Raw genomic sequence first — 23542 nt, forward strand, 5'->3', positions numbered from 1 at the left:
CACCTGGCCCTATCGTGAACGCATGCCCTCCTACACGATCGGCCAGGCGGCACGGCTGCTCGGCGTCAGCCCGGACACCGCCCGCCGCTGGGCCGACGCGGGCCGGATGAGCACCCATCGGGACGAGGGCGGCCGGCGGCTCATCGACGGCACGGACCTCGCCGCGTTCTCCGTCGAGCTCGCCAAGGCCGGCACCGCCGAGGAGGACGCCTCCTACACCTCGGTCCGCAACGCCTTCCCCGGCATCGTGACCGCGATCAAGCTCGGCGACGTCGCCGCCCAGGTCGAGATCCAGGCCGGCCCGCACCGGCTCGTCTCCCTCCTGACCCGGGAGGCGGTCGAGGAACTCGGCCTGGAGGTCGGCATGGAGGCCACCGCCCGGGTGAAGTCCACGAACGTGCACATCGACCGCGTCTGACGGGGTCACCTGCACAGCAGGGCGGCCCACAGGTCCAGCCGGTCGCTCAGCCGGGACAGGTCACGGCCGGTGAAGTGCTCCACCCGCTGCATCCGGTAGTGCACGGTGTTGACGTGCAGGTGCAGCGCCTCCGCCGTCCGCGCCCAGGAGCCGTCGCAGGCCAGGAAGGTCTCCAGGGTGCTCAGCAGCACGGCGGAGCCGGCGCTCCCCCCGGTCGTCAGCGGGCCGAGGACCGTACGGCTGTAGGCCGCGCGGACGTCGGCGGGCACTCCGGTGAGCAGCGCGGCGAGACCGGTGAGCGCGGAGGCGTCGGTGAGGGCGGAGGCGTCAGGGGCGGTGGCGCGGGCGGAGGTGAGCGCGTACCGCGCCTGCGCCAGCGCACCGGCGAGACCACCGGGCCCGGCCGGCGCCACCCCGGTTCCGCCGTGCAGCAGGACACCGGGATCGCAGCCGGCGACCAGGGCCCAGACCTCGTCCAGCGGCTCCTCGGGGTCGGGCAGCACCGCGAAGGCCCCGCCGTCCGGCAACCGGCCCACCGCCGCGTGCGCCGCGACATGCCCGGCGACCTCCGCCAGCGCGCCCTCGGCGAGCCCCGGCCGCCGGGCCCCGGTGTCCGCGACGACCACCCGGTAGGGTCCGTCGGCGGGCAGCCCGCACTCCCGCACCGCGGCCTGCAGCGTCCCCTCCGCCGCCCCGGCCGCCGCCCCGGCCGCCGCCCCCGCCAGCAGCGCGCCGAGTTCGTCGGCCGCCTGCCGCTCGGCCGACCGGCGCCGGACGGCCGTCTCCTGGCAGCGGCCCAGCGCGGCGGCCACCTCGTGCAGCATCCCGGCCGGCGCGCTGTCCGGGTCGGGCAGGTACAGCAGCCAGCGCTCGTAGGGCGAAACGCTGTCGGCGGCGACGGACACCGTCATCCCGCGCCCGTCCGCGACCAGTTGCGCGGCCTCCCGGGCCGGCACACCGGGTGCGGCGGCCGTGGCCGCGACGGTCCGCCCCGACGGTGTGAAGACATGGGCGGCGGTCCGGTCCAGATGCGCGAAGGCCGCCGCGAGCAGGTCCGCGGGCCCGGCCTCCTGCGCGAGCAGCCTGCTCAGCCGGACCCGGGCGTTCTCCGGCAGCGCCTGCCTGCGGCTCAGCTCGCCCCACTGCCGCAGGTACACGGTGTCCGTGATCGCCCGGAACATGATGTGCGCCGGCACCCCGGCCACCGGGACGCCGTGCCGTACACAGGCCTCCACCAGTTCCCCGGGCACGCCCCCGTGGGTCTCCTCGCCGGCGAAGAGCGCCGCGGCCCCGGCCTCCTTGAGGGCCGCCACGAACCGCTCCGCCTTGCCCGGCGCCCACCACACCAGCCCGCTGAGCACCACCTCCCCGGGCCGCACGAAACGGGCCGGGTCCTCCAGGTCGGTGACCGTCACCCCGCTGATCTCCCGGGCCAGCAGGGCGTCCTGCGCCCACAGGGGACGCAGCCCGAGGGAGTGGTCCGTCAGGAGGTGTTCGACGTGCATGTACTCAGACTCCTTGTGCCGACCTCGCATTCACCAGGTGAGTGCGAGTTACAGCATCGTAAATGCAAGTCTTTCCGCACGGAACGTTCCTTGGTGAATCATCCAGGACCGGCCCCGCCCGGCTCGTCTTTTCCGTGCCCCGCACCAGTCGTGCGGGGCACGCGCGCGTTGCTTCACTGACCGGCATGGACCTGAACACGGTGCTGGAGATCCGCGACGCCGGGGACCCGGCCCCCTGGCGGCCGGGCGACGCCTGGCTCGGCGGCGGGACGTACCTCTTCTCCGAGCCCCAGCCGCACCTGCGCCGCCTGGTCGACCTGAGCCGCACCGGCTGGACCCCCCTGCACCGCACTCCGGACGGGGCCCTGGAGATCGCCGCCACCTGCACCGTCGCCCAGCTCTCCCGGTACGCGCGGACCCTGCCGACGGCGGCCGCTCCCCTCGTCGAGCAGTGCTGCCGGGCCTTCCTCGCCTCCTTCAAGATCTGGAACATGGCCACGGTCGGCGGCAACCTCTGCAACGCCCTCCCGGCCGGCCCGATGATCTCCCTCACGGCCGCCCTCGACGGGGAGTGCCTGCTGATCGCCCAGGACGGCGTACGACGCCGGGTCCCGGTCGCCGGGTTCGTGACCGGCGCGGGCCGCAAGGACCTGGCCGAGGGCGAGCTGCTGCGCTCGGTCACCGTCCCGGCCCGCGCGCTCGACCGCCGTACCGCCTTCCGCCAGGCCTCGCTGTACGGCCTGGGCCGCTCGGGTGTGCTGGTGATCGGCACGCTGGACCCCGTCGACGGCTCGTTCGCGCTGACGGTCACCGCGTCGACCGTGCGGCCGGTGCGGCTGTGGTTCCCGCTGCTGCCGACGGCGCGGGCGCTGCGGGCGGCGATCGGGACGGGGGTCGGGGACGGGGAGTGGTTCGACGACATCCACGGGCTGCCGGAGTGGCGGTGCCATATGACCCATCACTTCGCCGAGCAGATCCGCCGCGAACTGGGAGAGCGATGAAGATCGAGGTCAACGGCCGGTCGCACGACGACGAACCCCGGCCCGGCCAGTGCCTGCGCACCTATCTCCGCGAGCGCGGCTGGTTCGGGGTGAAGAAGGGCTGCGACGCGGGCGACTGCGGAGCCTGCACCGTCCACGTCGACGGCGAACCGGTGCACAGCTGCCTCTACCCGGCCTTCCGCGCCGCCGGCCGCACGGTCACCACCGTCGAGGGCCTCGCCTCCCCCGACGGCGAACTCCACCCCGTCCAGCGGAGGTTCCTGGACGCCCAGGGCTTCCAGTGCGGCTTCTGCACGGCGGGCTTCCTGATGACCACGGCCGCCCTCACCGACGACCAACTCGCCGATCTCCCCCGGGCGTTCAAGGGCAACCTGTGCCGCTGCACCGGCTACCGCGCCATCGAGGACGCCGTACGCGGGGTGAAGCACGTCGAGGAGCCGCCCGCCGGCGAGTCCGTCGGCCGCAACCTGCCGGCCCCCGCCGGACCGCAGGTCGTCACCGGCACCGCCCGCTACACCTTCGACGTCGACGTGCCCGGCCTGCTCCACATGAAGCTGCTGCGCTCCCCGCACGCCCACGCCCGCATCACCTCGATCGACACCTCGGCCGCGCTGCGGGTACCGGGCGTGCACGCCGTCCTCACCCACCACGACGCCCCGGAACGCCACTACTCCACCGCCCGCCACGAGCACCCGGAGGAGGACCCGGCCGACACCCGCCTCCTCGACGACACGGTCCGCCACATCGGGCAGCGGGTCGCGGCGGTGGTCGCGGAGAGCGAGGCGGCGGCGGAGGAGGGCTGCCGGCGGATCTCAGTGGTATATGACATTGCACCGGCCGTCCTGGACCCCGAGGAGGCGATGCGCCCCGGCGCCCCCGTCGTCCACGACAAGGACCCCTCCGCCGCCCGCATCTCCCGCCCGCACGCCAACGTCGTCGGCGAGGCGCACGGCGAGATCGGTGACGTCGAAGCCGGTTTCGCCGAGGCCGACGCCGTCCACGAGGCGACCTACCGCACCCAGCGCGTCCAGCACGCCAGCCTGGAGACACACGGCGCGGTCGCCTGGCTCGACGAGGACGGCCGCCTCACCGTGCGCACCAGCTCGCAGACCCCGTTCCTCACCCGCCGCGCCCTGTGCGCGCTCTTCGACCTGCCGCCGGAGCAGGTCCGGGTGGTCGCGGGCCGGGTCGGCGGCGGCTTCGGCGGCAAGCAGGAGATGCTGGTCGAGGACATCGTGGCCCTCGCCGTGCTGCGGCTGCGCCGCCCGGTGAAACTGGAGTACACCCGCGCCGAGCAGTTCCACGGCGCCACCACCCGGCACCCGTTCACCGTCCACGTGAAGGCGGGCGCCCGCCGCGACGGCACACTGACCGCACTCCAGCTCCGGGTGGTCGCCAACACCGGGGCGTACGGCAACCACGGCCCGGCCGTGATGTTCCACAGCGTGGGCGAGTCGACCGCGATGTACCGGGCCCCGCACAAGAAGGTCGACGCCTACTCCGTCTACACCCACACCGTCCCGGCCGGCGCCTTCCGCGGCTACGGCCTGGGCCAGGTGCTGTTCGCGGTCGAGTCCGCCCTCGACGAACTGGCCCGGCGACTCGGCCTGGACCCGCTCGACTTCAAGGCCCGCAACATCATCGGCCCGGGCGACTCGATGCTCACCCCCGGCGGCCACGAGGAGGACCTGCACATCGCGAGCTACGGCTTCGACCAGTGCGTGTCCATCGTGCGCCGCGCCCGGGCGGAACCCGCCGCCGCGGCCCCCGAGGGCTGGCTGGTCGGCGAGGGCGCGGCGCTGGCGATGATCGCGACGGGCCCGCCGGGCGGCCACATCGCCGACGCCAGGGCCGCCCTGCTGCCCGACGGAAGCTTCGATCTGGCGGTCGGCACGGCCGAGTTCGGCAACGGCACCACCACCGTCCACCGGCAGATCGCGGCCGGCGAACTCGCCACCACCGTCGACCGGATCACCGTCCGCCAGTCCGACACGGACGTCGTACGGCACGACACCGGCGCCTTCGCCTCCACCGGCACCGTGGTCGCGGGCAAGGCCACCCTGCGCGCCTCACGCGCCCTCGCCGACCTGCTGCTCGACTTCGCCGCCGCCCATCTGCGGGTGGCGCGGGCCGAGTGCCGGCTAGGGGAGGAGGCCGTCCTGCACCCCGGCGGGCGGCTGCCGCTGAAGGAGCTGTACGCCGCCGCCCGCGCGGTCGGCGTCGAGTGTGCCGCCGACGGCCACTTCGGCGGCACCCCGCGCTCGGTCGCCTTCAACGCGCAGTGGTTCAGGGTGGCCGTGGACCCCGGCACCGGCGAGATCCGCATCCTGCGCAGCGTGCACGCGGCCGACGCGGGCAAGGTGATGAACCCGATGCAGTGCCGCGGCCAGGTGGAGGGCGGGGTGGCCCAGGCGCTCGGCGCGACCCTCTTCGAGGACGTACGCCTCGACGCGCGCGGCGAGGTGGAGACGGCCGCCTTCCGCCGTTACCGGCTGCCGCAGTACGCCGACATCCCGCGCACCGAGGTGCACTTCATGGAGACCACCGACACCATCGGGCCGCTGGGCGCCAAGTCGATGAGCGAGAGCCCGTTCAACCCGGTCGCCCCGGCGCTGGCCAACGCGCTGCGGGACGCGACGGGCGTGCGGTTCACGGAGCTGCCGCTGACGCGTGACCTGGTGTGGCGGGCGCTGGACGCCAGCCGCCGTAGCCCCCGTCGACCCGGATCTCCCTGATGCCGCTGATGTGCCGGGCCCCGCAGCGGTCCTGCGGAAGCACCAGTTGGGGACCGGCCCGGTCCAGCGGGGTGTCGTCGATGGTGACACCGAGAAGCACGGGGGCCTGGCCGAAGTCGGGGTCGATCTCCGCCCAGGAGAGCAGCGTGTGGTGCCCGTCGCCGCCGGAGACGGCGATGAGGAAGCGCAGCCGGTCCTTGCGGCGGGCGGGGTCGAATCCGGGTCCGGCGGCGGTGAGGACGTCGTACAGCCGCGGGCCGGTGAAGGTGTGGTGCTGGATGCCGCTGGTGGCGCACTCGAAGCTGACCCGCGCCCGGTGCTGGGGCCGGCGCAGGAGGTCGGGCACGGTGAGCCGGGCCGGTCGTGCGAGGTCTCCGGTGAGGACGAGTTCGGCGAGCGTCATGTGCGGCCACCTCCCGGATGACGGTACCCGCGGCACGTCACCGTACAAACGCACATGCCAGCCCCAATCCGAATGTATGCAGCTCATGCGATGTGACAGAAGACTTACGCCTGGCAATTGCGGCAGTATCATCGCCTGGCGGCTGATAGACAGGTCGCCGCAGGGCGCGACAGATTGTCCACAGAATCCAGAGGAGTTCACTCGTGATGACCCGTTCCGTTCGCCGGACCCGGCGGACGCTCCAGGTGGCCGGTGCCTCGGTCGCGGCCCTGCTGGCCCTGAGCGCCTGTTCCTCCTCCGACGACTCGTCGGCGACGACGAAGTCGGACACGTCGGCGGCGGCGACGCCCAAGCTGTCGGGCTCGATCACCGTGTTCGCGGCGGCCTCGCTCCAGGAGAGCTTCACGACCCTGAAGGCCGACTTCGAGAAGGCCCACCCGGGCACCAAGGTCAACTTCAGCTTCGGCGGCAGTGACACCCTCGCCGCGCAGATCACCAGCGGTGCGCCGGCCGACGTCTTCGCCTCCGCGAGCCCCAAGACCATGGCGATCGTGACGGACAAGAAGGACAACGCCACCGCCCCGGCCACCTTCGTCCGCAACCAGCTGGAGATCGCCACCCTGCCGGGCAACCCCGACAAGATCTCCTCCCTGAAGGACCTCACCAAGTCCAGCCTCAAGGTCGTCCTCTGCGACAAGACGGTGCCGTGCGGCGCCGCCGCCCAGAAGGCCCTGGACGCCAGCAAGCTCAAGCTGACCCCGGTCTCCTACGAGGAGGACGTGAAGTCCGCCCTCAACAAGGTGGTGCTGAAGGAGGCCGACGCGGCCGTCGTCTACCAGACCGACGTGAAGGCCGCCGGCAGCAAGGTCGAGGGCGTGGAGTTCCCCGAGTCCGCCAACGCCATCAACGACTACCCGATCACCCTTCTCAAGGACGCCCCCAACCCGGCGGTGGCCAAGGCGTTCATCGCCCTGGTGCAGTCCGCCGAGGGCCAGCAGGTGCTGAACGCCGCCGGCTTCCTCAAGCCGTGACGAAGGCCGACGAGTCCGGCGCCGCGGCCGGCACCCTCACGGGCGCTCCGCGGCGCCGGCGCGTTCGGTCGGCCGTACCGCTACCGCTCCTCCTCCCCGGAGCGGTAGCTCTGGTCTTCCTGCTCCTGCCGCTGGTCGCCCTGCTGGTACGAGCCCCGTGGCGCAGCCTCCCCGCCCTGCTCACCAGCACGGAGGTCTGGCAGGCCCTCCAGCTCTCCCTGGTCTGCGCGACGGCGGCGACGGCCGTGAGCCTGGTCCTGGGCGTGCCCCTGGCCTGGCTGCTGGCCCGCACGGAGTTCCCCGGCCGGGGCTTCGTCCGCGCACTGGTCACTCTCCCCCTCGTCCTCCCCCCGGTGGTCGGCGGTGTGGCCCTGCTCCTCGCCCTCGGCCGCAACGGGGTGGTGGGCCAGTGGCTGGACTCCTGGTTCGGCATCACCCTCCCCTTCACCACCGCGGGCGTGGTGGTCGCCGAGTCCTTCGTGGCCATGCCGTTCCTGGTGATCAGCGTCGAGGGCACGCTCCGCGCCGCCGACCCCCGCTACGAGGAGGCGGCCACCACCCTGGGCGCCTCCCGCTTCACGGCGTTCCGCCGGGTCACGCTCCCCCTCATCGCCCCCGGCATCGCGGCCGGCGCGGTCCTGGCCTGGGCCCGCGCACTCGGCGAGTTCGGAGCGACGATCACCTTCGCCGGCAACTTCCCCGGCCGCACCCAGACCATGCCACTCGCCGTCTACCTCGCCCTGCAGAACGACCCCGACGCGGCGATCGCGCTCAGCCTGGTACTGCTGACGGTGTCGATCGCGGTACTGGCGGCACTGCGCGATCGTTGGATGACGGCATCATGAGGACGACCCGGTGGACGACACCCCGATGACAGACCAACACCCCACACCCGCCGACGACGCGCTGCCTCCTCACGAACCACCCGCACCCGCCGACGGCGCCCAGCCCCCTCACGAACCACCCGCACCCGCCGACGACGCGCTAGCTCCTCACGATCCACCCGCAGCCGCCGACGGCGCTCGACCCCCACAGGGGCCACCCGCACCCGACACTGATAGCTGCACGGGTGGTGCGGGTGGGAAGTCAATCCCGGCCGAAGGCCGGGCGGCGGCACCCCCCGCGCACCCGCACCCGGCGACGCACGGCCTCCACGCCCACCTCGTCGTCACCCGTCCCGCCTTCCACCTCGACGTCACCCTCACCGCCGCCCCCGGCGAGGTCGTCGCCCTCCTCGGCCCCAACGGCGCCGGAAAGACCACCGCCCTCCGCGCCCTGGCCGGCCTCACCCCCCTCACCGCCGGCCATCTCCACCTGGACGGCGAGGAGTTGGACCGCACACCCCCCGAAACCCGCCCGGTGGGCGTCGTCTTCCAGGACTACCTTCTCTTCCCCCACCTCACGGCCCTCGACAACGTCGCCTTCGGCCCCCGCTGCCAGGGCACGACGAAGGCGGAGGCCCGCGCGCAGGCCGCCGCCTGGCTGGACCGCATGGGCCTCGCCGAGCACGCCGGCGTCAAACCCCGCCGCCTCTCCGGCGGCCAGGCCCAGCGCGTCGCACTGGCCCGCGCCCTGGCCACCCGCCCCCGGCTCCTCCTCCTCGACGAACCCCTCGCCGCGCTCGACGCCCGCACCCGCCTCGACGTACGGTCCCAACTCCGCCGTCACCTGGCCGAGTTCGAGGCGGTGGCGGTCCTGGTCACGCACGACCCGCTGGACGCGATGGTGCTGGCCGACCGCCTGATCGTCATCGAGGACGGCCGGGTCGTCCAGGAGGGCACCCCCGCCGACATCGCCCGCCGCCCCCGCACCGACTACATCGCCCACCTGGTCGGCCTCAACCTCTACCGGGGCCGGGCCGAGGGCCACACCGTCAAGCTGGACTCGGGCCCCGCGATCACCACCACCGAGGTCCTCTCCGGCGAGGTCTTCGTCGCGTTCCCGCCGAGCGCCGTCACCCTCTTCCGGGACCGCCCGACCGGCGCCAGCGCCCGCAACCTCTGGCGCTGCGAGGTCGCGGGACTCGAGACCCACGGCGACCAGATCCGCACCGACCTGACCGGCGAACTCTCCCTCGCCGCGGACCTGACCACGGTCGCGGCAGCGGAACTGGACCTGCACCCGGGCGCCACGGTCTGGGCGACGGTGAAGGCGACCCAGACGCACGCGTACCCGGCGTAAGGCGTCAGGGGTAACGCGCAAAGCGAGAGGCCCCGCCGAAGCGGGGCCTCTGCCGCACTGCCGCACCCGGTGCGTCAGTCCTCGTACGCGTCCAGCGGCGGGCACGAGCAGACCAGGTTCCGGTCGCCGAAGGCCTGGTCGATCCGGCGCACCGGCGGCCAGTACTTGTCGGCGGCGGACACCCCGGCCGGGAAGACGGCCTCCTCACGGCTGTAGCCGTGCTTCCACTCCCCGCCGAGCGCGGCGGCGGTGTGCGGGGCCTCGCGCAGCGGGTTGTCGTCGGTGGACCACTCACCCGCCCCGACCTTGTCGATCTCCGCGCGGATGGCGATCATCGCATCGCAGAACCGGTCCAGCTCGCCGAGGTCCTCGGACTCGGTCGGCTCGATCATCAGCGTGCCGGCCACCGGGAAGGACATCGTCGGCGCGTGGAAGCCGTAGTCGATGAGCCGCTTGGCGACGTCGTCGACGCTCACCCCGGTCGCCTTGGTCAGCGGCCGCAGGTCGATGATGCACTCGTGCGCGACCAGCCCGCCGGGCCCGGTGTAGAGCACGGGGAAGTGCGGCTCCAGCCGCTTGGCGACGTAGTTGGCGCTGAGTACGGCCACCTGCGTGGCCCGCTTCAGCCCCTCGCCGCCCATGAGCCGGACGTACGCCCACGAGATCGGCAGGATCCCCGCCGAGCCCCACGGGGCCGCCGAGATCGGCCCGACGCCCGTCTCCGGCCCGGCGGCGGGCTGCAGCGGGTGGTTCGGCAGGTACGGCGCCAGGTGGGCCCGTACGGCCACCGGACCGACGCCGGGACCGCCGCCGCCGTGCGGGATGCAGAAGGTCTTGTGCAGGTTGAGGTGGGAGACGTCGCCGCCGAAGTGCCCCGGCTTGGCGACCCCGACGAGGGCGTTGAGGTTGGCCCCGTCGACGTACACCTGGCCGCCGGCCTCGTGCACCTGCGCGCAGATGTCGGCGACGTGCTCCTCGAACACCCCGTGCGTGGACGGGTAGGTGATCATCAGCACGGCGAGCTCGTCGCGGTGCTGCTCGATCTTCGCCCGCAGGTCCGCGACGTCGATCTCGCCGTCCTCGGCGGTCTTCACGACGACGACCTTCATGCCCGCCATGACGGCACTCGCGGCGTTGGTGCCGTGCGCGGAGGACGGGATCAGGCACACGGTCCGCTGCGCGTCGCCGTTGGCGCGGTGGTACGCGCGGACGGCGAGCAGCCCGGCGAACTCGCCCTGCGATCCGGCGTTGGGCTGGAGCGACACCCTGTCGTACCCGGTGACCTCGGCGAGCCGCTCCTCCAGCTCCCGGATGAGGGTCAGGTAGCCCTGCGCCTGCTCGGCGGGCGCGAACGGGTGCAGCTGGCCGAACTCGGGCCAGGTGACCGGTTCCATCTCGGTGGTCGCGTTGAGCTTCATGGTGCAGGAGCCCAGCGGGATCATGCCGCGGTCAAGGGCGTAGTCCCGGTCGGCGAGCCGGCGCAGGTAGCGCAGCATCGCCGTCTCGGAGCGGTGCTGCCCGAAGACGGGGTGGGTCAGGTAGCCGTCGGTGCGCAGCAGCGCCTCGGGCAGCGTGTCCTCGGTGACGGCGTCCAGCGCCTCGACGTCGCCCTCGACGCCGAAGGCCGTCCAGACGGCGCCCAGCTGGGCGCGGGTGGTGGTCTCGTCGCAGGCCATGGAGACGTGGTCGGTGTCGACGAGCCGCAGGTTGACGCCGCCCTGGCGGGCCGCGGCGACGATCTCGGCGGCCTTGCCGGGCACGCGCGCGGTGAGGGTGTCGAAGTAGGCGCCGTGCACGATCTCGACGCCGCCGGCGGTGAGCCCGGCGGCGAGGATCGTGGCGTAGCGGTGCGTCCGCCGCGCGATGGCCCTGAGCCCCTCGGGCCCGTGGTAGACGGCGTACATGCCGGCCATCACGGCGAGCAGGACCTGCGCGGTGCAGATGTTGCTGGTGGCCTTCTCGCGCCGGATGTGCTGCTCGCGGGTCTGCAGCGCCAGCCGGTACGCCTTGTTCCCGTCGGCGTCCACGGAGACGCCCACGAGCCGTCCGGGCAGGCTGCGCGCGAACTTCTCGCGGACCGCCATGTAACCGGCGTGCGGCCCGCCGAAGCCCATCGGCACACCGAACCGCTGGGTGGTGCCCACGGCGATGTCGGCCCCGAGCTCGCCCGGCGAGGTCAGCAGGGTCAGCGCGAGCAGGTCGGCGGCGACGGTGACGAGCGCCCCGACCCCGTGCGCCTGCTCGACGACGGCCTTGATGTCGCGTACGGCACCAGAGGCGCCGGGGTACTGGACGAGCACCCCGTTGATCTCCCGCGCGGCGAGGTCGGCCGGGATGCCGTCGCTCAGGTCGGCGACGACGACCTCCACGCCCGTGGGCTCGGCCCTGGTCTGGATCACGGCGATGGTCTGCGGCAGCGCGTCCGCGTCGACGACGAAGACGCCCTTCTTGTTCTTGCCCATGCGCAGCGACAGGGCCATCGCCTCGGCGGCGGCCGTGCCCTCGTCGAGCAGCGAGGCACCGGAGGTGGGCAGCCCGGTGAGGTCGGCGACCACGGTCTGGAAGTTGAGCAGCGCTTCGAGGCGGCCCTGGGAGATCTCCGGCTGGTACGGCGTGTAGGCCGTGTACCAGGCGGGGTTCTCCATCACGTTGCGCAGGATGACGGGCGGCGTGAAGGTCCCGTAGTACCCGAGGCCGATCATCGAGTCGAGCACCTGGTTGCGGTCGGCCAGCGACCGCAGCTCGGCCAGCACCTCGGCCTCGGTGCGGGCGCCGGGCAGCTCCAGCCGGTCGGCGTTCTTGATCACGTCCGGCACGGCGGCGGCGGTCAGCTCGTCCAGCGAGCCGTATCCGACCTGGGCGAGCATCTTGGCCCTGGCCTCGTGGTCGGGGCCGATGTGGCGCTGCTCGAAGGGAATCCCCTGCTCAAGCTCGGAGAGTGGGATGCGCTGGGCGGTCATTGCGGAGGCCTCCTGGTCTGACGCGACCTTCGAGGGGTACCCCGGCACGGGTACCCCGACGGCCTCCCCCTCTGTCATCTAACCTGAGAGCTTCACCGGTGTGCCCTCGCGGACCACCGGCTTTCACCGTCGGTGAGGGCGGACACCGTCGACGTCCGCCCTGCTTTCCAGAGTGACCTCGTCCGTGCGGTACGTGAGCCTGAGAGATTCCGGGGAGGATTTGCTCCTTCGGCGCCTCCGGTTTCCCGGAGGACTCTCCCGCACGGGGTCAGCAGCCGCTGTCAGCCTACCAGCGAGGGCAACACCAGGGTCTTCGAGTGGCCGCCTCCTTCAATGTGCTCTTTTGTAGTGCTTACGGATGAGTTGCGACCAAGTGGAGGGCCCGTGCAGACCGACATCGATCCGCGCAACCTGATCGGCCGCAAGGCGTTCGACCGCAACGGCACGAAGATCGGCACGATCGACGAGGTGTACCTCGACGACGCGACGGGCGTGCCGGAGTGGGCGGCCATACGCACCGGCCTGTTCTCCCGGGACGCCTTCGTGCCCCTGGAGCCCAGCGAACTGGTCGAGGGCACCCTGAAGGTTCCCTTCGACCGCGCCCTGATCAAAGACGCCCCGGACTTCGGTGTGGGCCGCCATCTCTCGCCGGAACAGGAACTCCAGCTCTACCACCACTACGGCCTGGACACGACTCCCCCGCCTCAGGGCCGCCCGGACCACGACTTCGGCAAACTTGCGGGCACGGAGGACGCGGGCGCGTGACGCCGTCGGGAAATTCCCCGCGCCCATGAAAACCCAGCTGCGGGCAGTCGTGCCGCTGGGGCGGCACGGGTGGGCGCAGCGGCACCCGGCCAGCGCCGTAAGCATCCCCACCCCCACCTCAGCCCCGGCCCCGGCCCCGGCCCCCGGTCACCCCGGCACCAGCGGCAACGGCTCCGCAGGCTCCAGCTCAGGGTCCTCGACCCGGAACGTCCGTACCCGCCCCGGCCCCACCGCCCCCGGCGTCTCGAACCGCACCGTCACCCGCCCCAGCCCGCTCCCCTGCACCCACCCGTGCCCGTACTCGGCATGCCGCACATCGTGCCCCGCGGGCCACCGCCGCTCGGCGACCACCTGCTCCTCCGTACCGGCCGGCTCCACGACGTCCTCCTCCGCCGCGAACTCCGCCGCCCCTTCCCCGGCCCCGGCCGCCGCCTGCGCGAACAGGTCCTCCTGCGTGTAGTCGGCCAGCCCCGACACCCCCACCCCGAGCAACCGCACACCCCCCGTCGTGTCCACCGAGTCCAGCAGCCGCGCCGCCGCCTCCCGCACCACCGCCGGGTCGTCGGTCGGCCCCCTGAGCGTCTCGGACCGGGTGAGCGTCGAGAAGTCGTACCGCCGTACCTTCAGCACGATGGTCCGCCCGGAGAGCCCGGCGCCGCGCAGCCGCCGCACGCACCGGTCGGCCAGCCGCTGCACCTCGAGGCCCACCCGCAGGCGGTCGTGGATGTCCACGTCGTAGGTGTCCTCGACCGACACCGACTTCGTCTCCCGCTCGGCCACCACGGGCCGCTCGTCGTGCGCGAGCGCCATCGCGTACAGCGCATGCCCGTGGGCCTTGCCCAGCAGCCGTACCAGCTCGTCCTCCCCCGCCTCGGCGATCTCGTCGACCGTGGTGATCCCGGCCCGCCGCAGATGGTCCCCCGTCGCCGGTCCCACCCCCGGCAGGGTCCGCACCGTCATCGGCCCCAGCATCGCCCGCTCCGTGCCCGGCTCGATCAGCACCAGCCCGTCGGGCTTGGCCTGCTCGGAGGCGATCTTCGCGAGCATCTTGGAGGCGGCGAGCCCGACCGACCCGGAGAGCCCCGTGACGGTCCGTATGTCCATGCGCAGCCTCTCCCCCACCAGCCGCGCCGTCTCGGCGTCCCAGGCCACCTCACCGGCCTCCAGATCCACGAAGGCCTCGTCCAGGCTGAGCGGCTCCACCAGCGGCGAGAGTCCGCGCAGCAGCCCCATCACCTGCTCGCTGATCGACCGGTACAGCCCGAAGCGCGGCACCAGATACGCGGCGTTCGGCGCCAGCCGCCGTGCCTGCCCCATCGGCATCGCGGAGTGCACCCCGAACACCCGGGCCTCGTACGACGCGGTGGCCACCACACCGCGTGGTCCGAGCCCGCCCACGACCACGGCCTTCCCGCGCAGGCTCGGCTTGGACGCCTGCTCCACCGAGGCGAAGAAGGCATCCATGTCGAGATGCAGGATCGTGGGCGCGTTTCTCACATCTCCGATGCTGCACCACGCCACTGACAATGCCCCGGCACGGTTTCCCGTGCCGGGGCATCACCTGTGGCTCTCAGACCGCCCGGTTGCGCCGTCGGGCGAGTTCGTCGGCCGGGTTGTGGCCGACGAGCGTCTCCCCGGTGTCGACGCGCTCGCCGTGCAGCTGGGAGAGAGCGCTCTCCACGTCCCGCCACACCACGCCGACGGCGATCCCGAAGATGCCCTGACCGCCCTGGAGCAGGGCGTGCACCTCGTCGGGCGAGCTGCACTCGTAGACCGTGGCACCGTCGCTCATCAGCGTCATCCGCTCCAGGTCACGGAAACCGCGTTCTCTCAGGTGCTGGACGGCGCCGCGGATGTTCTGGAGGGAGACCCCGGTGTCCAGGAACCGCTTGACGATCTTCAGGACGACGACGTCCCGGAAGCTGTACAGACGCTGGGTGCCCGACCCGTAGGCGGGCCGCACGCTGGGCTCGACCAGGCCGGTGCGGGCCCAGTAGTCGAGCTGCCGGTAGGTGATGCCGGCCGCCGCACAGGCCGTGGGCCCGCGGTAGCCGATCTCCTCGGTGGCCATGGACGCCGCCCCTCCGCCGCTCTGCGCCGCGGTCGGCCGCTGTGGGGCGTGACCGGCGGTGCTGCTGTGAAGCGGGGACGGACCGCTCTCCCCGAAACCGCGTCCGGGGGCACCCCCAGCCATACCGTCGCCGCTGCTTCTCACGCCGACCTCCGTCCTTGACCTGCCTTCTCGACGGTAGGCAGTCACCAGGGGTGCGTCAACGATCGCCACACTCGGCACGCCGAGTGATAATCACCCTAGGAGTGGTTTCCCGTGCCCCACCGCGGGGAAAGGCTAGCCGAATGCTCTGGCGGGAGGCCGTAGGACGCTCTCAACGGCCGCTGGCAATTGCCCATGAGTTTCGGCTGCGGCCGGCCCCGAACCGGCCCGTCACGGACCTTGTGTCACGAACCGGCCCGTCACCGACCTCCTGGTGGGTGGCGGGCCGTTCCGGTCTCTCACTGGCTGCTGGTGCCGAAGTCCTCGGGCGAGATCTGGTCGAGGAACTCGCGGAACTTCTCCACCTCGTCCTCCTGCTCGTCCGGGATCGCGATGCCCGCGTCGTCCAGCACCGTGTCACTGCCGTAGATCGGCGTTCCGGTGCGCAGCGCCAGCGCTATGGCGTCGGACGGACGGGCGCTCACCTCGACCCCGCTGGCGAAGACCAGCTCCGCGTAGAAGACGCCTTCACGCAGGTCCGTGATGCGCACTTCGGTGAGCTCCTGGCCGACGGCCTCCAGCACGTCCTTGAACAGGTCGTGCGTCAGCGGCCTGGCGGGCGCCATGCCCTGCTGGGCGAAGGCGATCGCGGTCGCCTCCCCCGGCCCGATCCAGATGGGGAGGTAACGGTCGCCTCCCACTTCGCGCAGGAGCACGATCGGTTGGTTGGAGGGCATTTCCACCCGGACACCTACGACATCGAGCTCGTTCACACAGCAACCCTAGGCCGTGCCCGGGACGTTTGGGTAGTCGGGCCCGGAACGCGCACCCGATCCGGCCTCCGCCCGGGTCCTGTCGTGGTACTCACGGCAGCCGCACCCCCAGCGCCGTCTGCATCAGCGCGGCGTGCAGCTTCACCGTGAGCGCAGCCAGCTCCTTCGTACGGGCCTCCGCATGGGCCCTGGTCTGCGGGTTGCGGTGACGCTTGAGCGGTGCCACCACCTGGTCCACCAGGCCGGCCTCCCGGTCGGCGGCGGCCTTCATCGCCCGCAGATGGCGCGGCTCGATCCCGAACCGGCCCAGCTCGGCGACGAGCGAGGCCACGGTGACCGTCTCGGCATCGTACACGCCGTCCTCCAGCGGAGCGATCAGGCCGTACGACTCCCACTCCGCGAGGCGGTTCTCGTCGATGTCCGCCGCCGCGAGCAGCTCGTCCCGGCCGATCCGCGCCACCGTGGGCGTCTCGGGAGCCAGCGGCACGGCCTCGCCGTCCCGCTGCCGGCCGAGGACGGGCAACTGGACGGCTTCCCCCCGCTCCATGGCCTCCAGGTACTCCCGGATGACCTTGAGCGGCAGATAGTGGTCCCGCTGCATCCGCAGCACGTGTCCCAGCCGCTCCACGTCCCCGGCGCTGAACTTCCGGTACCCGGAAGGGGTGCGGCGCGGCTCGATGAGCCCCTCCGACTCCAGAAAACGGATCTTGGAGATGGTGACTTCGGGGAACTCGTCGCGCAGCACGTTCAGCACCGTGCCGATGCTCATCAGCCCGGATTCCGTGGCGGCGGTGCCGTGACCGGTACCGCCGCTCGGTGTGTGCAGCATGGACCTTCTTCCCTGGGGTCCTCCAGGCGAGCTCCGGAGGGTCAGATGCCCTGCCGGCTCGCGTAGAAGACCAGCCGGTACTTGCCGATCTGGACCTCGTCACCGTTCGACAGAGCGACCTGGTCGATGCGCTCCCGGTTGACGTACGTGCCGTTGAGGCTGCCGACGTCGGCCACCGTGAACGAGCCGTCCGGCTGGCGGCGGAACTCCACGTGGCGACGCGAGACCGTCACGTCGTCCAGGAAGATGTCGCTCTGCGGGTGCCGGCCGGCCGTGGTCAGTTCACTGTCCAGCAGGAACCGGCTGCCCGAGTTCGGGCCTCGGCGCACGACCAGCAGCGCGGAGCCGAGCGGCAGCGCGTCGACCGCCGCCTGCGCCTCGGGAGAGAGCGACGGCATCTGGGTCTGACCGGTGACCTCGGCGTCGTACGCCTCAAGACCGGAGATCGAGATCGTGGACGTCGTCTCCGACGCACGCTCGGGGACGGCGCCCGCGCGCAGCGGGGCTCCGCAGTTGGAACAGAAGCGGGCGTTCTCCGCGTTGCGGTTACCGCACCTCGTACAAACCAGGGCCGACATGGACGGATCCTCCTGCCGCGGCTGCCCCGCCGGGGCGTTGGACGCGTACGGGCCGGAGGTGAACCCTCCACCCGCACCTGAGGTTGACGGTTGCCCGAAACCTATGCCGCCGGACTGGGACGGGTCAACTGACGGCGCGCCCTGACCTCCCGAAATGTCACCCCCCGGACCAGCCACCTGGTCCCGGAACAGCGGGCGCTGGCCCTCCGCGTCGGGCTGTGCCCGATGGCGCGCGGTCGCGTTGTCGCTACCCTCTCGCGCACTCTTGCCGAACAACTTCGCAAACAACTTCACGGGCGATTCCCCTTGACCGAAACAGACCCGCCCGTGGGGCAGGACGAACCCTGACTGAATAAACCGGCCGACCCGGACAACCACACAACGTCCGTATCCACCAGACAGTTTCCACCACGCTCCGGTTCCCCGGTGCGCCGACCCCCCGCATCCTCATGCCCTCGCCCGACGTCCCCCATGCACCGCCGGTTCACTGTGAGGACGACCGAGCGTAGTCAGGCTGCTTCGCCGGTCGCAAGGCATCCACGACGATCTTGGCGGATCGCTCGACGGTCACAGTCGCCTGTTCCTTCTCGAGGGTCTGCACCACGCCTCCGGGGATGTTGAGGGCCGGTTCGAGGTCCTGCGGCTTGCCGATCACCTTGAAAACGAAGGGCTGGGTGATCTTGTTCCCGTCGACGCTCACACTCTTCCCGGAGTCGGTGAGGTAGGTGCCGGCGATCACCCGGACCCCGTCGACCTGGATCGCCTCCGCGCCCGCCGCACGCAGTTCCTGGATCGCGTCGAGCAGCATGTCCGCCTGCACCGTCCCCTTCGGGTCGTCGACCGTCATCGTGATGCCAGGACCCTGAGCGGCCACGGTGCCCGCGAGAATACCGAGTTGCCGCTCCTTCTCGGCCGTCTGCCTACGGGCCTCCGCCGCCTGGTCGGAGCTGCTCTGCAACTCCTGGCTCTGCTTCTCGAGTCCTGTCTTCTCGTCCTCAAGACGCTGAGTACGGTCGTCCAGTTCATCGAGGATCCGAACAAGATCTTCCTGCCGGGCCCCGCGCAGCGCGCTGTCGCTGTCGCTGTTCGACGCCACCTGCACGGCGAGCCCGAATCCGAGCCCGAACAGCAGCACGGCGACGATCAGTTGGGCGCGGCTCACGCGTGGCGGCCACAGCCCCTGGACCAGCCTTTCACGGCCGGTCAGCCCGGCCTCCGGCGTCGGCCCGGCGGCGGACTCGGCCTCCGGCGCCGTGGCGGGGACCTCGGCGGGAAGTTCTCTGCGCAGCCGGTGCTCCGGCTCCTTCTCGTGCTCGCCCATGCCGCTCACGCCCGGAAGACGTGGCGCCGGATCGCCGCGGCGTTGGAGAAGATGCGGATACCGAGGACCACCACGACCCCTGTGGACAGCTGCGAGCCCACGCCCAGCTTGTCGCCGAGGAAGACGATCAGCGCGGCCACCACCACGTTGGACAGGAACGACACCACGAAGACCTTGTCGTCGAAGATCCCGTCCAGCATGGCCCGCAGACCACCGAAGACGGCGTCGAGCGCCGCGACGACGGCGATCGGCAGATACGGCTCGACGACCGCCGGAACCTCAGGCCGGACCAACAGTCCGGCCACGACGCCCACGACGAGGCCAAGTACGGCGATCACGATGTGCCCTTCTCCGTCTTCTCGGTGTACGGCTGTGCCGTACGTACGATCACGCTGGGCGCGGCGGGCAACCGGACGTCACTCTCCGTGGAGATGGTCGCCCGGATGTCGAAGTTCTCCTCCAGGGCATGCAGATACAGCCCGTCGGGGCTGTCCTGGAACCTGGAGCCGAGCTTCTGCCCGTCCCCCACCGCCAGCACCGTGTACGGCGGTACCAGCGGCCTGTTGTCGACAAGTATCGCGTCCCCCGCGGCCCTGATCGCCGACAGCGCGGTCAGCCGCTGCCCGTTGATCGAGACCGCCTCGGCGCCCGAGGCCCACAGCCCGTTCACGACGCGCTGCATGTCATGGTCCCGCACCCGGCCGGTGTCGGAGAACCCCGAGGTCTCCCGGGGATTGCCGGCGTCGCCGCCCGAGGAGGCCTCCTTGGCGTCGTTCACCACCAGCTTCACGCCGGGGCCGTGCACCGCCGTGGCGCCCGACAGGACGTCCACCAGGTCCGCCTGCCCGCTGCCGCCGCTCTCCTTCAGCGCGGCGCGCTGGCGGGCGCTGACGTCGTCCCGGAGCTTGTCGACACCGGTCTCCAGCTTGTCCGCGGCCGCGGTCTCCCGGTCGATCCTGTCGATGAGCTCCTGGCGCTCCTTGGCCACCACGGGCGCCGTCACACGCGCCTGAGCCGCTCCCACGGTCACCACCAGCGCCGCCAGCACCAGACCGCCTGCGAGGCCCACCCTGGCCCGGAGGGTCTTCGGCATGCCGCCGCTCTCCCCCTGGGCCCGCTTCCGGGCAGCCGCCTCGGCGTACCCGTCGTCGAGGCTGTGGTCCATGACGTTGGTGATCAACGACATGGAGGCGTCCGGACGCGACGGCCGGGCGGCGCTGCTCCGAACGGGGGGTTGCTGCGGCATGCCGCACATCGTCGCACGTCGCGACCAGTACCTCCGAACGGCCCCACCGGCGTGCCGGACCGGGCCCCGTCGGGACACCTGTCCGGCACGCACGCGTGCAGCGGTTTTACCGTCCGGCGCTGTCCACCGTCGCCGACCACTCGTCCAACAGAGCCTGCGCGGACGCGTCGTCGGGCCCCTCGGCCCACAGATGGGTGACCGCCTCGGCCGGGTCGGGCAGCACCATCACCCAGCGCCCGTCGGTCTCCACGACCCGCACCCCGTCGGTCGTGTCCACGAACCGGTCACCGGCCGCCTCGACGACACGCCGCATGACCAGGCCCTTGACAGCCCACGGCGTGGCCAGGTCCCGCTTGAGGACGTGCGCCTTCGGGATCCGGGCGTCGATCTGGCTGAGCGTGAGCTGCGTCCGCGCCACCAGACCGATCAGGCGTACGAACGCGGCCGTGCCGTCGTAGACGCTGCTGAACTCCGGAACGATGAACCCGCCCTTGCCGTCCCCGCCGAAGATGGTGCCTTCCTCGCGCCCCACGCGCGTGAGGTCGTCGGGCGAGGTGGTCGTCCACTCGACCTGGGTGCCGTGGTACGCCGCCACCTGCTCGGCGATCCGGGTCGTGGTGACCGGCAGCGCCACCCGGCCGCTGCGCCGCTCGGCCGCGACCAGGTCGAGCATCACGAGGAGCGCACGGTCGTCCTCGATGATGCGGCCCTTCTCGTCCACCAGGGACAGCCGCTCACCGACCGGGTCGAACCGCACACCGAACGCGGCACCGGACGACGCCACGATCTCGCCGAGCCGTACCAGCCCGGCCCGCCGCTGGTCGGCGGTCTCCGTGGGCCTCGCCTCGTTCAGCCCCGGGTTGATGGTCAGCGAGTCCACCCCGAGCTTGCCGAGCAGACTCGGCAGCACGAGCCCGGCGCTGCCGTTCGAGGCGTCCACGACGACCTTGAGGCCCGATTCGGCGACCCCGGTCGTGTCGACGTTCCGCAGCAGCGACCCGGTGTACGAGTCGAAGACGCTGGCCGGGAAGTAGAGGTCGCCGATCTCGCCGGGGAACGCGCGCCGGTACTCCTGCCGCGCGAAGATCCGGTCCAGCTTGCGCTGGCTGGCCTGGGAGAGGTCGGCGCCCTGCCCGTCGAAGAACATGATGTCGACGGAGTCCGGCACCCCGGGCGAGGTCCGGATCATGATCCCGCCGGCACTGCCCCGCCCGGTCTGCTGGCGCGCCACGGGCAACGGCACGTTCTCCAGGTCGCGTACGTCGATGGCACTGGCCTGGAGCGCGGAGATCACCGCCCGCTTGAGCGCGCGGGCACCACGGGAGTGGTCGCGGGCCGTCGTGACGGTGGACCCCTTCTTCAGGGTGGTGGCATACGCGCCGGCCAGCCGTACGGCCAGTTCCGGTGTGATCTCGACGTTCAGGATCCCGGAAACGCCCCGGGCGCCGAACAGATGCGCCTGCCCCCGGGACTCCCAGATCACCGACGTGTTGACGAAGGCACCGGCCTCGATGGTCTTGAAGGGATAGACCCGGACATTGCCCTGAACGATCGATTCTTCACCGATCAGGCACTCGTCACCGATGACCGCCCCGTCCTCGATCCGCGCGGCCCGCATGATGTCGGTGTTCTTCCCGACGACGCAGCCCCGCAGATTGCTGTGCTGACCGACGTACACGTTGTCGTGGACGACCGCCCGGTGCAGGAAGGCCCCGCTTTTCACGACGACGTTGGATCCGACGACGGTGTGCTCCCGAAGTTCCGCGCCGGCCTCGACCTTGGCGTAGTCGCCGATGTACAGCGGCCCGCGCAGATCGGCGTCCGCATGCACCTCGGCACCCTCGGCGACCCATACGCCCGGGGATATCTCGAAGCCGTCGATGTCGACGTCGACCTTGCCCTCCAGGACGTCGGCCTGCGCCTTCACGTACGACTCGTGGGTACCCACGTCCTCCCAGTAGCCCTCGGCGACATAGCCGTAGATCGGCTTGCCTTCCTTCATCAACTGCGGGAAGACATCGCCGGACCAGTCGACGGGGACGTCGGCCTCGACATAGTCGAATACCTCGGGCTCCATGACGTAGATGCCCGTGTTCACCGTGTCGGAGAAGACCTGGCCCCAGGTCGGCTTCTCCAGGAAGCGCTCGACCTTGCCCTCTTCGTCGACGATGGTGATGCCGAATTCCAGCGGATTGGGCACGCGCGTCAGACAGACCGTGACGAGTGCGCCCTTTGCCTTGTGGAAGTTGATCAGCTCGGTGAGGTCGAAGTCGGTCAGCGCATCGCCGGAGATGACGAGGAAAGCATCGTCCTTCAACGCCTCTTCGGCGTTCTTGACGCTTCCGGCGGTACCGAGTGGCTTCTCCTCGTTGGCATAGGTGAGCTCCATACCGAGCTCCTCGCCGTCCCCGAAGTAGTTCTTGACCAGCGATGCCAGGAACTGCACAGTGACGACGGTCTCGGTGAGCCCATGCCTTTTGAGCAGCCGTAGCACATGCTCCATGATCGGCCGGTTGACGACCGGAAGGAGTGGCTTGGGCATGCTGGAGGTCATGGGGCGAAGGCGTGTGCCTTCACCACCGGCCATCACGACGGCCTTCATGTCGGAAGCGTCCTCCTCTAAGAGATGACGGTCTAGCCGACTTCACCCGTCCAGATTGTCCCGCACTTTTCCGCCGCAGGCCATCGAGAGCAGTCGTGAGCAATCGAGGGGCCACTACGTCCGGACAATCGCCGAGGCTCAGTCGGCTGTGGCGTCCGCACGAACCAGGCGACGGACCTGCACCACGTAGAGCACTCCTGCCCACCAGTACAGGGTTGTACCCCACCCTGCGAACGCCCATCCGAAAATAGCAGCGAGTGACGAGATCCAGCCGCTTCCGTCACTGAGCAGGAGCAGCGGGAAAGCGTACATCAGATTGAAGGTCGCGGCCTTGCCCAGGAAGTTCACCTGGGGCGGCGGATAGCCGTGCCGGCGCAGAATCCCCACCATCACCAGCAGAACCAGCTCACGCAGCAGCAGCACGCCCGTCAGCCACAGCGGCAGGATCTCGCGCCATGTGAGCCCGACCAGCGTGGACAGCACGTAGAGCCGGTCCGCGGCGGGATCCAGCAGCCGGCCGAGGTTGCTGATCTGGTTCCAGCGCCGGGCGAGCTTGCCGTCCAGGTAGTCGCTGACGCCGCTGAAGAGCAGTACCAGCAGGGCCCAGCCGTCGCTCTTGGGCCCGCCGAACTCGGGCCTGAGGATCAACCACAGGAAGACGGGTACGCCGACCAGACGCGCCATGCTGAGGATGTTCGGGATGGTGAGGACACGGTCCGTCTGGACACGCGTCTCCTGGACCTCCACCCGGGGGCCTCCTGTGGTGGGAAACGAGCCAACTTTGCTCCCTGACCCTACCTCAACGAAAAAAAGCTCTGGCTCTTGGGCTTGTTGCCCAAGAGCCAGAGCTCTAAAAGGAGTTCGGCGGTGTCCTACTCTCCCACAGGGTCCCCCCTGCAGTACCATCGGCGCTGTAAGGCTTAGCTTCCGGGTTCGGAATGTAACCGGGCGTTTCCCTCACGCTATGACCACCGAAACACTA

General features: G+C 71.2%; 20 protein-coding genes, 1 rRNA gene and 1 riboswitch. Of the genes, 7 read left to right on the forward strand and 14 right to left on the reverse strand.

Features of this window, described 5'->3' with window-relative positions:
- The first annotated feature begins 22 nt into the window (after positions 1–22).
- Positions 23–418 carry a molybdopterin-binding protein gene (locus tag ACGF5O_RS10705; protein ID WP_393809539.1) on the forward strand — a complete coding sequence of 132 codons (396 nt, stop codon included), beginning with the start codon at positions 23–25 and terminating at the stop codon, positions 416–418.
- A 5-nt stretch (positions 419–423) separates the two neighbouring features.
- Here the strand turns inward: ACGF5O_RS10705 and ACGF5O_RS10710 are convergent, their stop codons facing one another.
- Positions 424–1923, reverse strand: coding sequence for a helix-turn-helix domain-containing protein (locus ACGF5O_RS10710; protein WP_393809540.1), 1500 nt, complete (start codon positions 1921–1923; stop codon positions 424–426).
- A 185-nt stretch (positions 1924–2108) separates the two neighbouring features.
- Here ACGF5O_RS10710 and ACGF5O_RS10715 point away from each other — a divergent pair, with 185 nt between their 5' ends.
- Positions 2109–2924, forward strand: coding sequence for an FAD binding domain-containing protein (locus ACGF5O_RS10715; RefSeq protein WP_393809541.1), 816 nt, complete (start codon positions 2109–2111; stop codon positions 2922–2924).
- A complete protein-coding gene (locus tag ACGF5O_RS10720; protein WP_393809542.1) occupies positions 2921–5659 on the forward strand; it encodes a molybdopterin-dependent oxidoreductase in 2739 nt (912 codons plus the stop codon). Before ACGF5O_RS10715 ends, ACGF5O_RS10720 begins: the two co-directional genes overlap by 4 nt.
- On the opposite strand, the gene ACGF5O_RS10725 is transcribed toward ACGF5O_RS10720, so the two are convergent.
- On the reverse strand, positions 5574–6062 hold the full coding sequence (locus ACGF5O_RS10725) for a molybdopterin-dependent oxidoreductase (RefSeq protein WP_393809543.1): 489 nt from the start codon (positions 6060–6062) through the stop codon (positions 5574–5576). The two genes, ACGF5O_RS10720 and ACGF5O_RS10725, sit on opposite strands and share 86 nt — an antisense overlap.
- 206 nt (positions 6063–6268) lie before the next feature.
- On the opposite strand from ACGF5O_RS10725, the gene modA reads away from it, so the two are divergent.
- Genes modA through ACGF5O_RS10740 form a run of 3 tightly spaced genes read left to right on the forward strand, consistent with a single transcriptional unit; the run spans position 6269 to position 9274 of the window.
- Positions 6269–7093: a molybdate ABC transporter substrate-binding protein gene (gene modA / locus ACGF5O_RS10730; RefSeq protein ID WP_393809544.1), complete on the forward strand. Its 825-nt coding sequence runs from the start codon at positions 6269–6271 to the stop codon at positions 7091–7093.
- Positions 7090–7938: a molybdate ABC transporter permease subunit gene (gene modB, locus ACGF5O_RS10735; RefSeq protein ID WP_393809545.1), complete on the forward strand. Its 849-nt coding sequence runs from the start codon at positions 7090–7092 to the stop codon at positions 7936–7938. Before modA ends, modB begins: the two co-directional genes overlap by 4 nt.
- Positions 7939–7963: 25 nt before the next feature.
- Positions 7964–9274 (forward strand): ATP-binding cassette domain-containing protein, encoded by a 1311-nt coding sequence (locus tag ACGF5O_RS10740; protein ID WP_393809579.1) that lies wholly within the window; start codon positions 7964–7966, stop codon positions 9272–9274.
- A 74-nt stretch (positions 9275–9348) separates the two neighbouring features.
- Here ACGF5O_RS10740 and gcvP read toward each other — a convergent pair whose 3' ends face one another.
- Complete coding sequence (gene gcvP / locus ACGF5O_RS10745) at positions 9349–12234, reverse strand: aminomethyl-transferring glycine dehydrogenase (protein ID WP_393809546.1); 2886 nt, start codon at positions 12232–12234, stop codon at positions 9349–9351.
- Positions 12235–12411: 177 nt separating this feature from the next.
- A riboswitch (glycine riboswitch) is annotated at positions 12412–12505 on the reverse strand.
- A 113-nt stretch (positions 12506–12618) separates the two neighbouring features.
- On the opposite strand from gcvP, the gene ACGF5O_RS10750 reads away from it, so the two are divergent.
- Positions 12619–12999, forward strand: a complete 381-nt coding sequence (locus ACGF5O_RS10750) for a PRC-barrel domain-containing protein (RefSeq protein ID WP_393809547.1) — start codon at positions 12619–12621, stop codon at positions 12997–12999.
- A gap of 147 nt (positions 13000–13146) precedes the next feature.
- Here the strand turns inward: ACGF5O_RS10750 and ACGF5O_RS10755 are convergent, their stop codons facing one another.
- The 11 genes from ACGF5O_RS10755 to rrf all read right to left on the reverse strand — a co-directional run bounded on the left by ACGF5O_RS10755 (position 13147) and on the right by rrf (position 23536).
- Complete coding sequence (locus tag ACGF5O_RS10755) at positions 13147–14496, reverse strand: DNA polymerase IV (RefSeq protein WP_393809548.1); 1350 nt, start codon at positions 14494–14496, stop codon at positions 13147–13149.
- 73 nt (positions 14497–14569) lie between these two features.
- On the reverse strand, positions 14570–15214 hold the full coding sequence (locus ACGF5O_RS10760; RefSeq protein WP_393809549.1) for a MerR family transcriptional regulator: 645 nt from the start codon (positions 15212–15214) through the stop codon (positions 14570–14572).
- A 296-nt stretch (positions 15215–15510) separates the two neighbouring features.
- A complete protein-coding gene (locus ACGF5O_RS10765; RefSeq protein WP_026253112.1) occupies positions 15511–15984 on the reverse strand; it encodes a bifunctional nuclease family protein in 474 nt (157 codons plus the stop codon).
- 91 nt (positions 15985–16075) lie between these two features.
- Positions 16076–16813: a MerR family transcriptional regulator gene (locus ACGF5O_RS10770; RefSeq protein WP_393809550.1), complete on the reverse strand. Its 738-nt coding sequence runs from the start codon at positions 16811–16813 to the stop codon at positions 16076–16078.
- Positions 16814–16854: 41 nt separating this feature from the next.
- Complete coding sequence (locus ACGF5O_RS10775) at positions 16855–17685, reverse strand: FHA domain-containing protein (protein WP_362585151.1); 831 nt, start codon at positions 17683–17685, stop codon at positions 16855–16857.
- 190 nt (positions 17686–17875) lie between these two features.
- Positions 17876–18712: a DUF881 domain-containing protein gene (locus ACGF5O_RS10780; RefSeq protein WP_393809551.1), complete on the reverse strand. Its 837-nt coding sequence runs from the start codon at positions 18710–18712 to the stop codon at positions 17876–17878.
- A 5-nt stretch (positions 18713–18717) separates the two neighbouring features.
- Positions 18718–19050, reverse strand: a complete 333-nt coding sequence (locus ACGF5O_RS10785) for a small basic family protein (protein WP_046727248.1) — start codon at positions 19048–19050, stop codon at positions 18718–18720.
- A complete protein-coding gene (locus ACGF5O_RS10790) occupies positions 19047–19958 on the reverse strand; it encodes a DUF881 domain-containing protein (RefSeq protein ID WP_393809552.1) in 912 nt (303 codons plus the stop codon). Before ACGF5O_RS10790 ends, ACGF5O_RS10785 begins: the two co-directional genes overlap by 4 nt.
- A 106-nt stretch (positions 19959–20064) precedes the next feature.
- Complete coding sequence (locus ACGF5O_RS10795) at positions 20065–22560, reverse strand: sugar phosphate nucleotidyltransferase (protein ID WP_390644327.1); 2496 nt, start codon at positions 22558–22560, stop codon at positions 20065–20067.
- Positions 22561–22698: 138 nt separating this feature from the next.
- Entirely contained in the window at positions 22699–23307 is a 609-nt protein-coding gene (locus ACGF5O_RS10800) for a CDP-alcohol phosphatidyltransferase family protein (RefSeq protein ID WP_393809553.1), read from the reverse strand.
- Positions 23308–23419: 112 nt separating this feature from the next.
- Positions 23420–23536, reverse strand: a 5S ribosomal RNA gene (rrf, locus tag ACGF5O_RS10805).
- Between the last annotated feature and the right edge of the window lie 6 nt (positions 23537–23542).

The organism is Streptomyces sp. NPDC048291, from assembly GCF_043201715.1.
In the GTDB taxonomy this organism is placed as follows: domain Bacteria; phylum Actinomycetota; class Actinomycetes; order Streptomycetales; family Streptomycetaceae; genus Streptomyces.

Excerpts from the sequence above, each read along its gene's own strand:
- ACGF5O_RS10705 (WP_393809539.1), top strand. The coding sequence starts at position 23 with ATGCCCTCCTACACGATCGGCCAGGCGGCACGGCTGCTCGGCGTCAGC.
- ACGF5O_RS10710 (WP_393809540.1), bottom strand. The coding sequence starts at position 1,923 with ATGCACGTCGAACACCTCCTGACGGACCACTCCCTCGGGCTGCGTCCC.
- ACGF5O_RS10715 (WP_393809541.1), top strand. The coding sequence starts at position 2,109 with ATGGACCTGAACACGGTGCTGGAGATCCGCGACGCCGGGGACCCGGCC.
- ACGF5O_RS10720 (WP_393809542.1), top strand. The coding sequence starts at position 2,921 with ATGAAGATCGAGGTCAACGGCCGGTCGCACGACGACGAACCCCGGCCC.
- ACGF5O_RS10725 (WP_393809543.1), bottom strand. The coding sequence starts at position 6,062 with ATGACGCTCGCCGAACTCGTCCTCACCGGAGACCTCGCACGACCGGCC.
- modA (WP_393809544.1), top strand. The coding sequence starts at position 6,269 with ATGACCCGTTCCGTTCGCCGGACCCGGCGGACGCTCCAGGTGGCCGGT.
- ACGF5O_RS10740 (WP_393809579.1), top strand. The coding sequence starts at position 7,964 with ATGACAGACCAACACCCCACACCCGCCGACGACGCGCTGCCTCCTCAC.
- gcvP (WP_393809546.1), bottom strand. The coding sequence starts at position 12,234 with ATGACCGCCCAGCGCATCCCACTCTCCGAGCTTGAGCAGGGGATTCCC.
- ACGF5O_RS10770 (WP_393809550.1), bottom strand. The coding sequence starts at position 16,813 with ATGCTGCACACACCGAGCGGCGGTACCGGTCACGGCACCGCCGCCACG.
- ACGF5O_RS10780 (WP_393809551.1), bottom strand. The coding sequence starts at position 18,712 with ATGGGCGAGCACGAGAAGGAGCCGGAGCACCGGCTGCGCAGAGAACTT.
- ACGF5O_RS10790 (WP_393809552.1), bottom strand. The coding sequence starts at position 19,958 with ATGCCGCAGCAACCCCCCGTTCGGAGCAGCGCCGCCCGGCCGTCGCGT.
- ACGF5O_RS10795 (WP_390644327.1), bottom strand. The coding sequence starts at position 22,560 with ATGAAGGCCGTCGTGATGGCCGGTGGTGAAGGCACACGCCTTCGCCCC.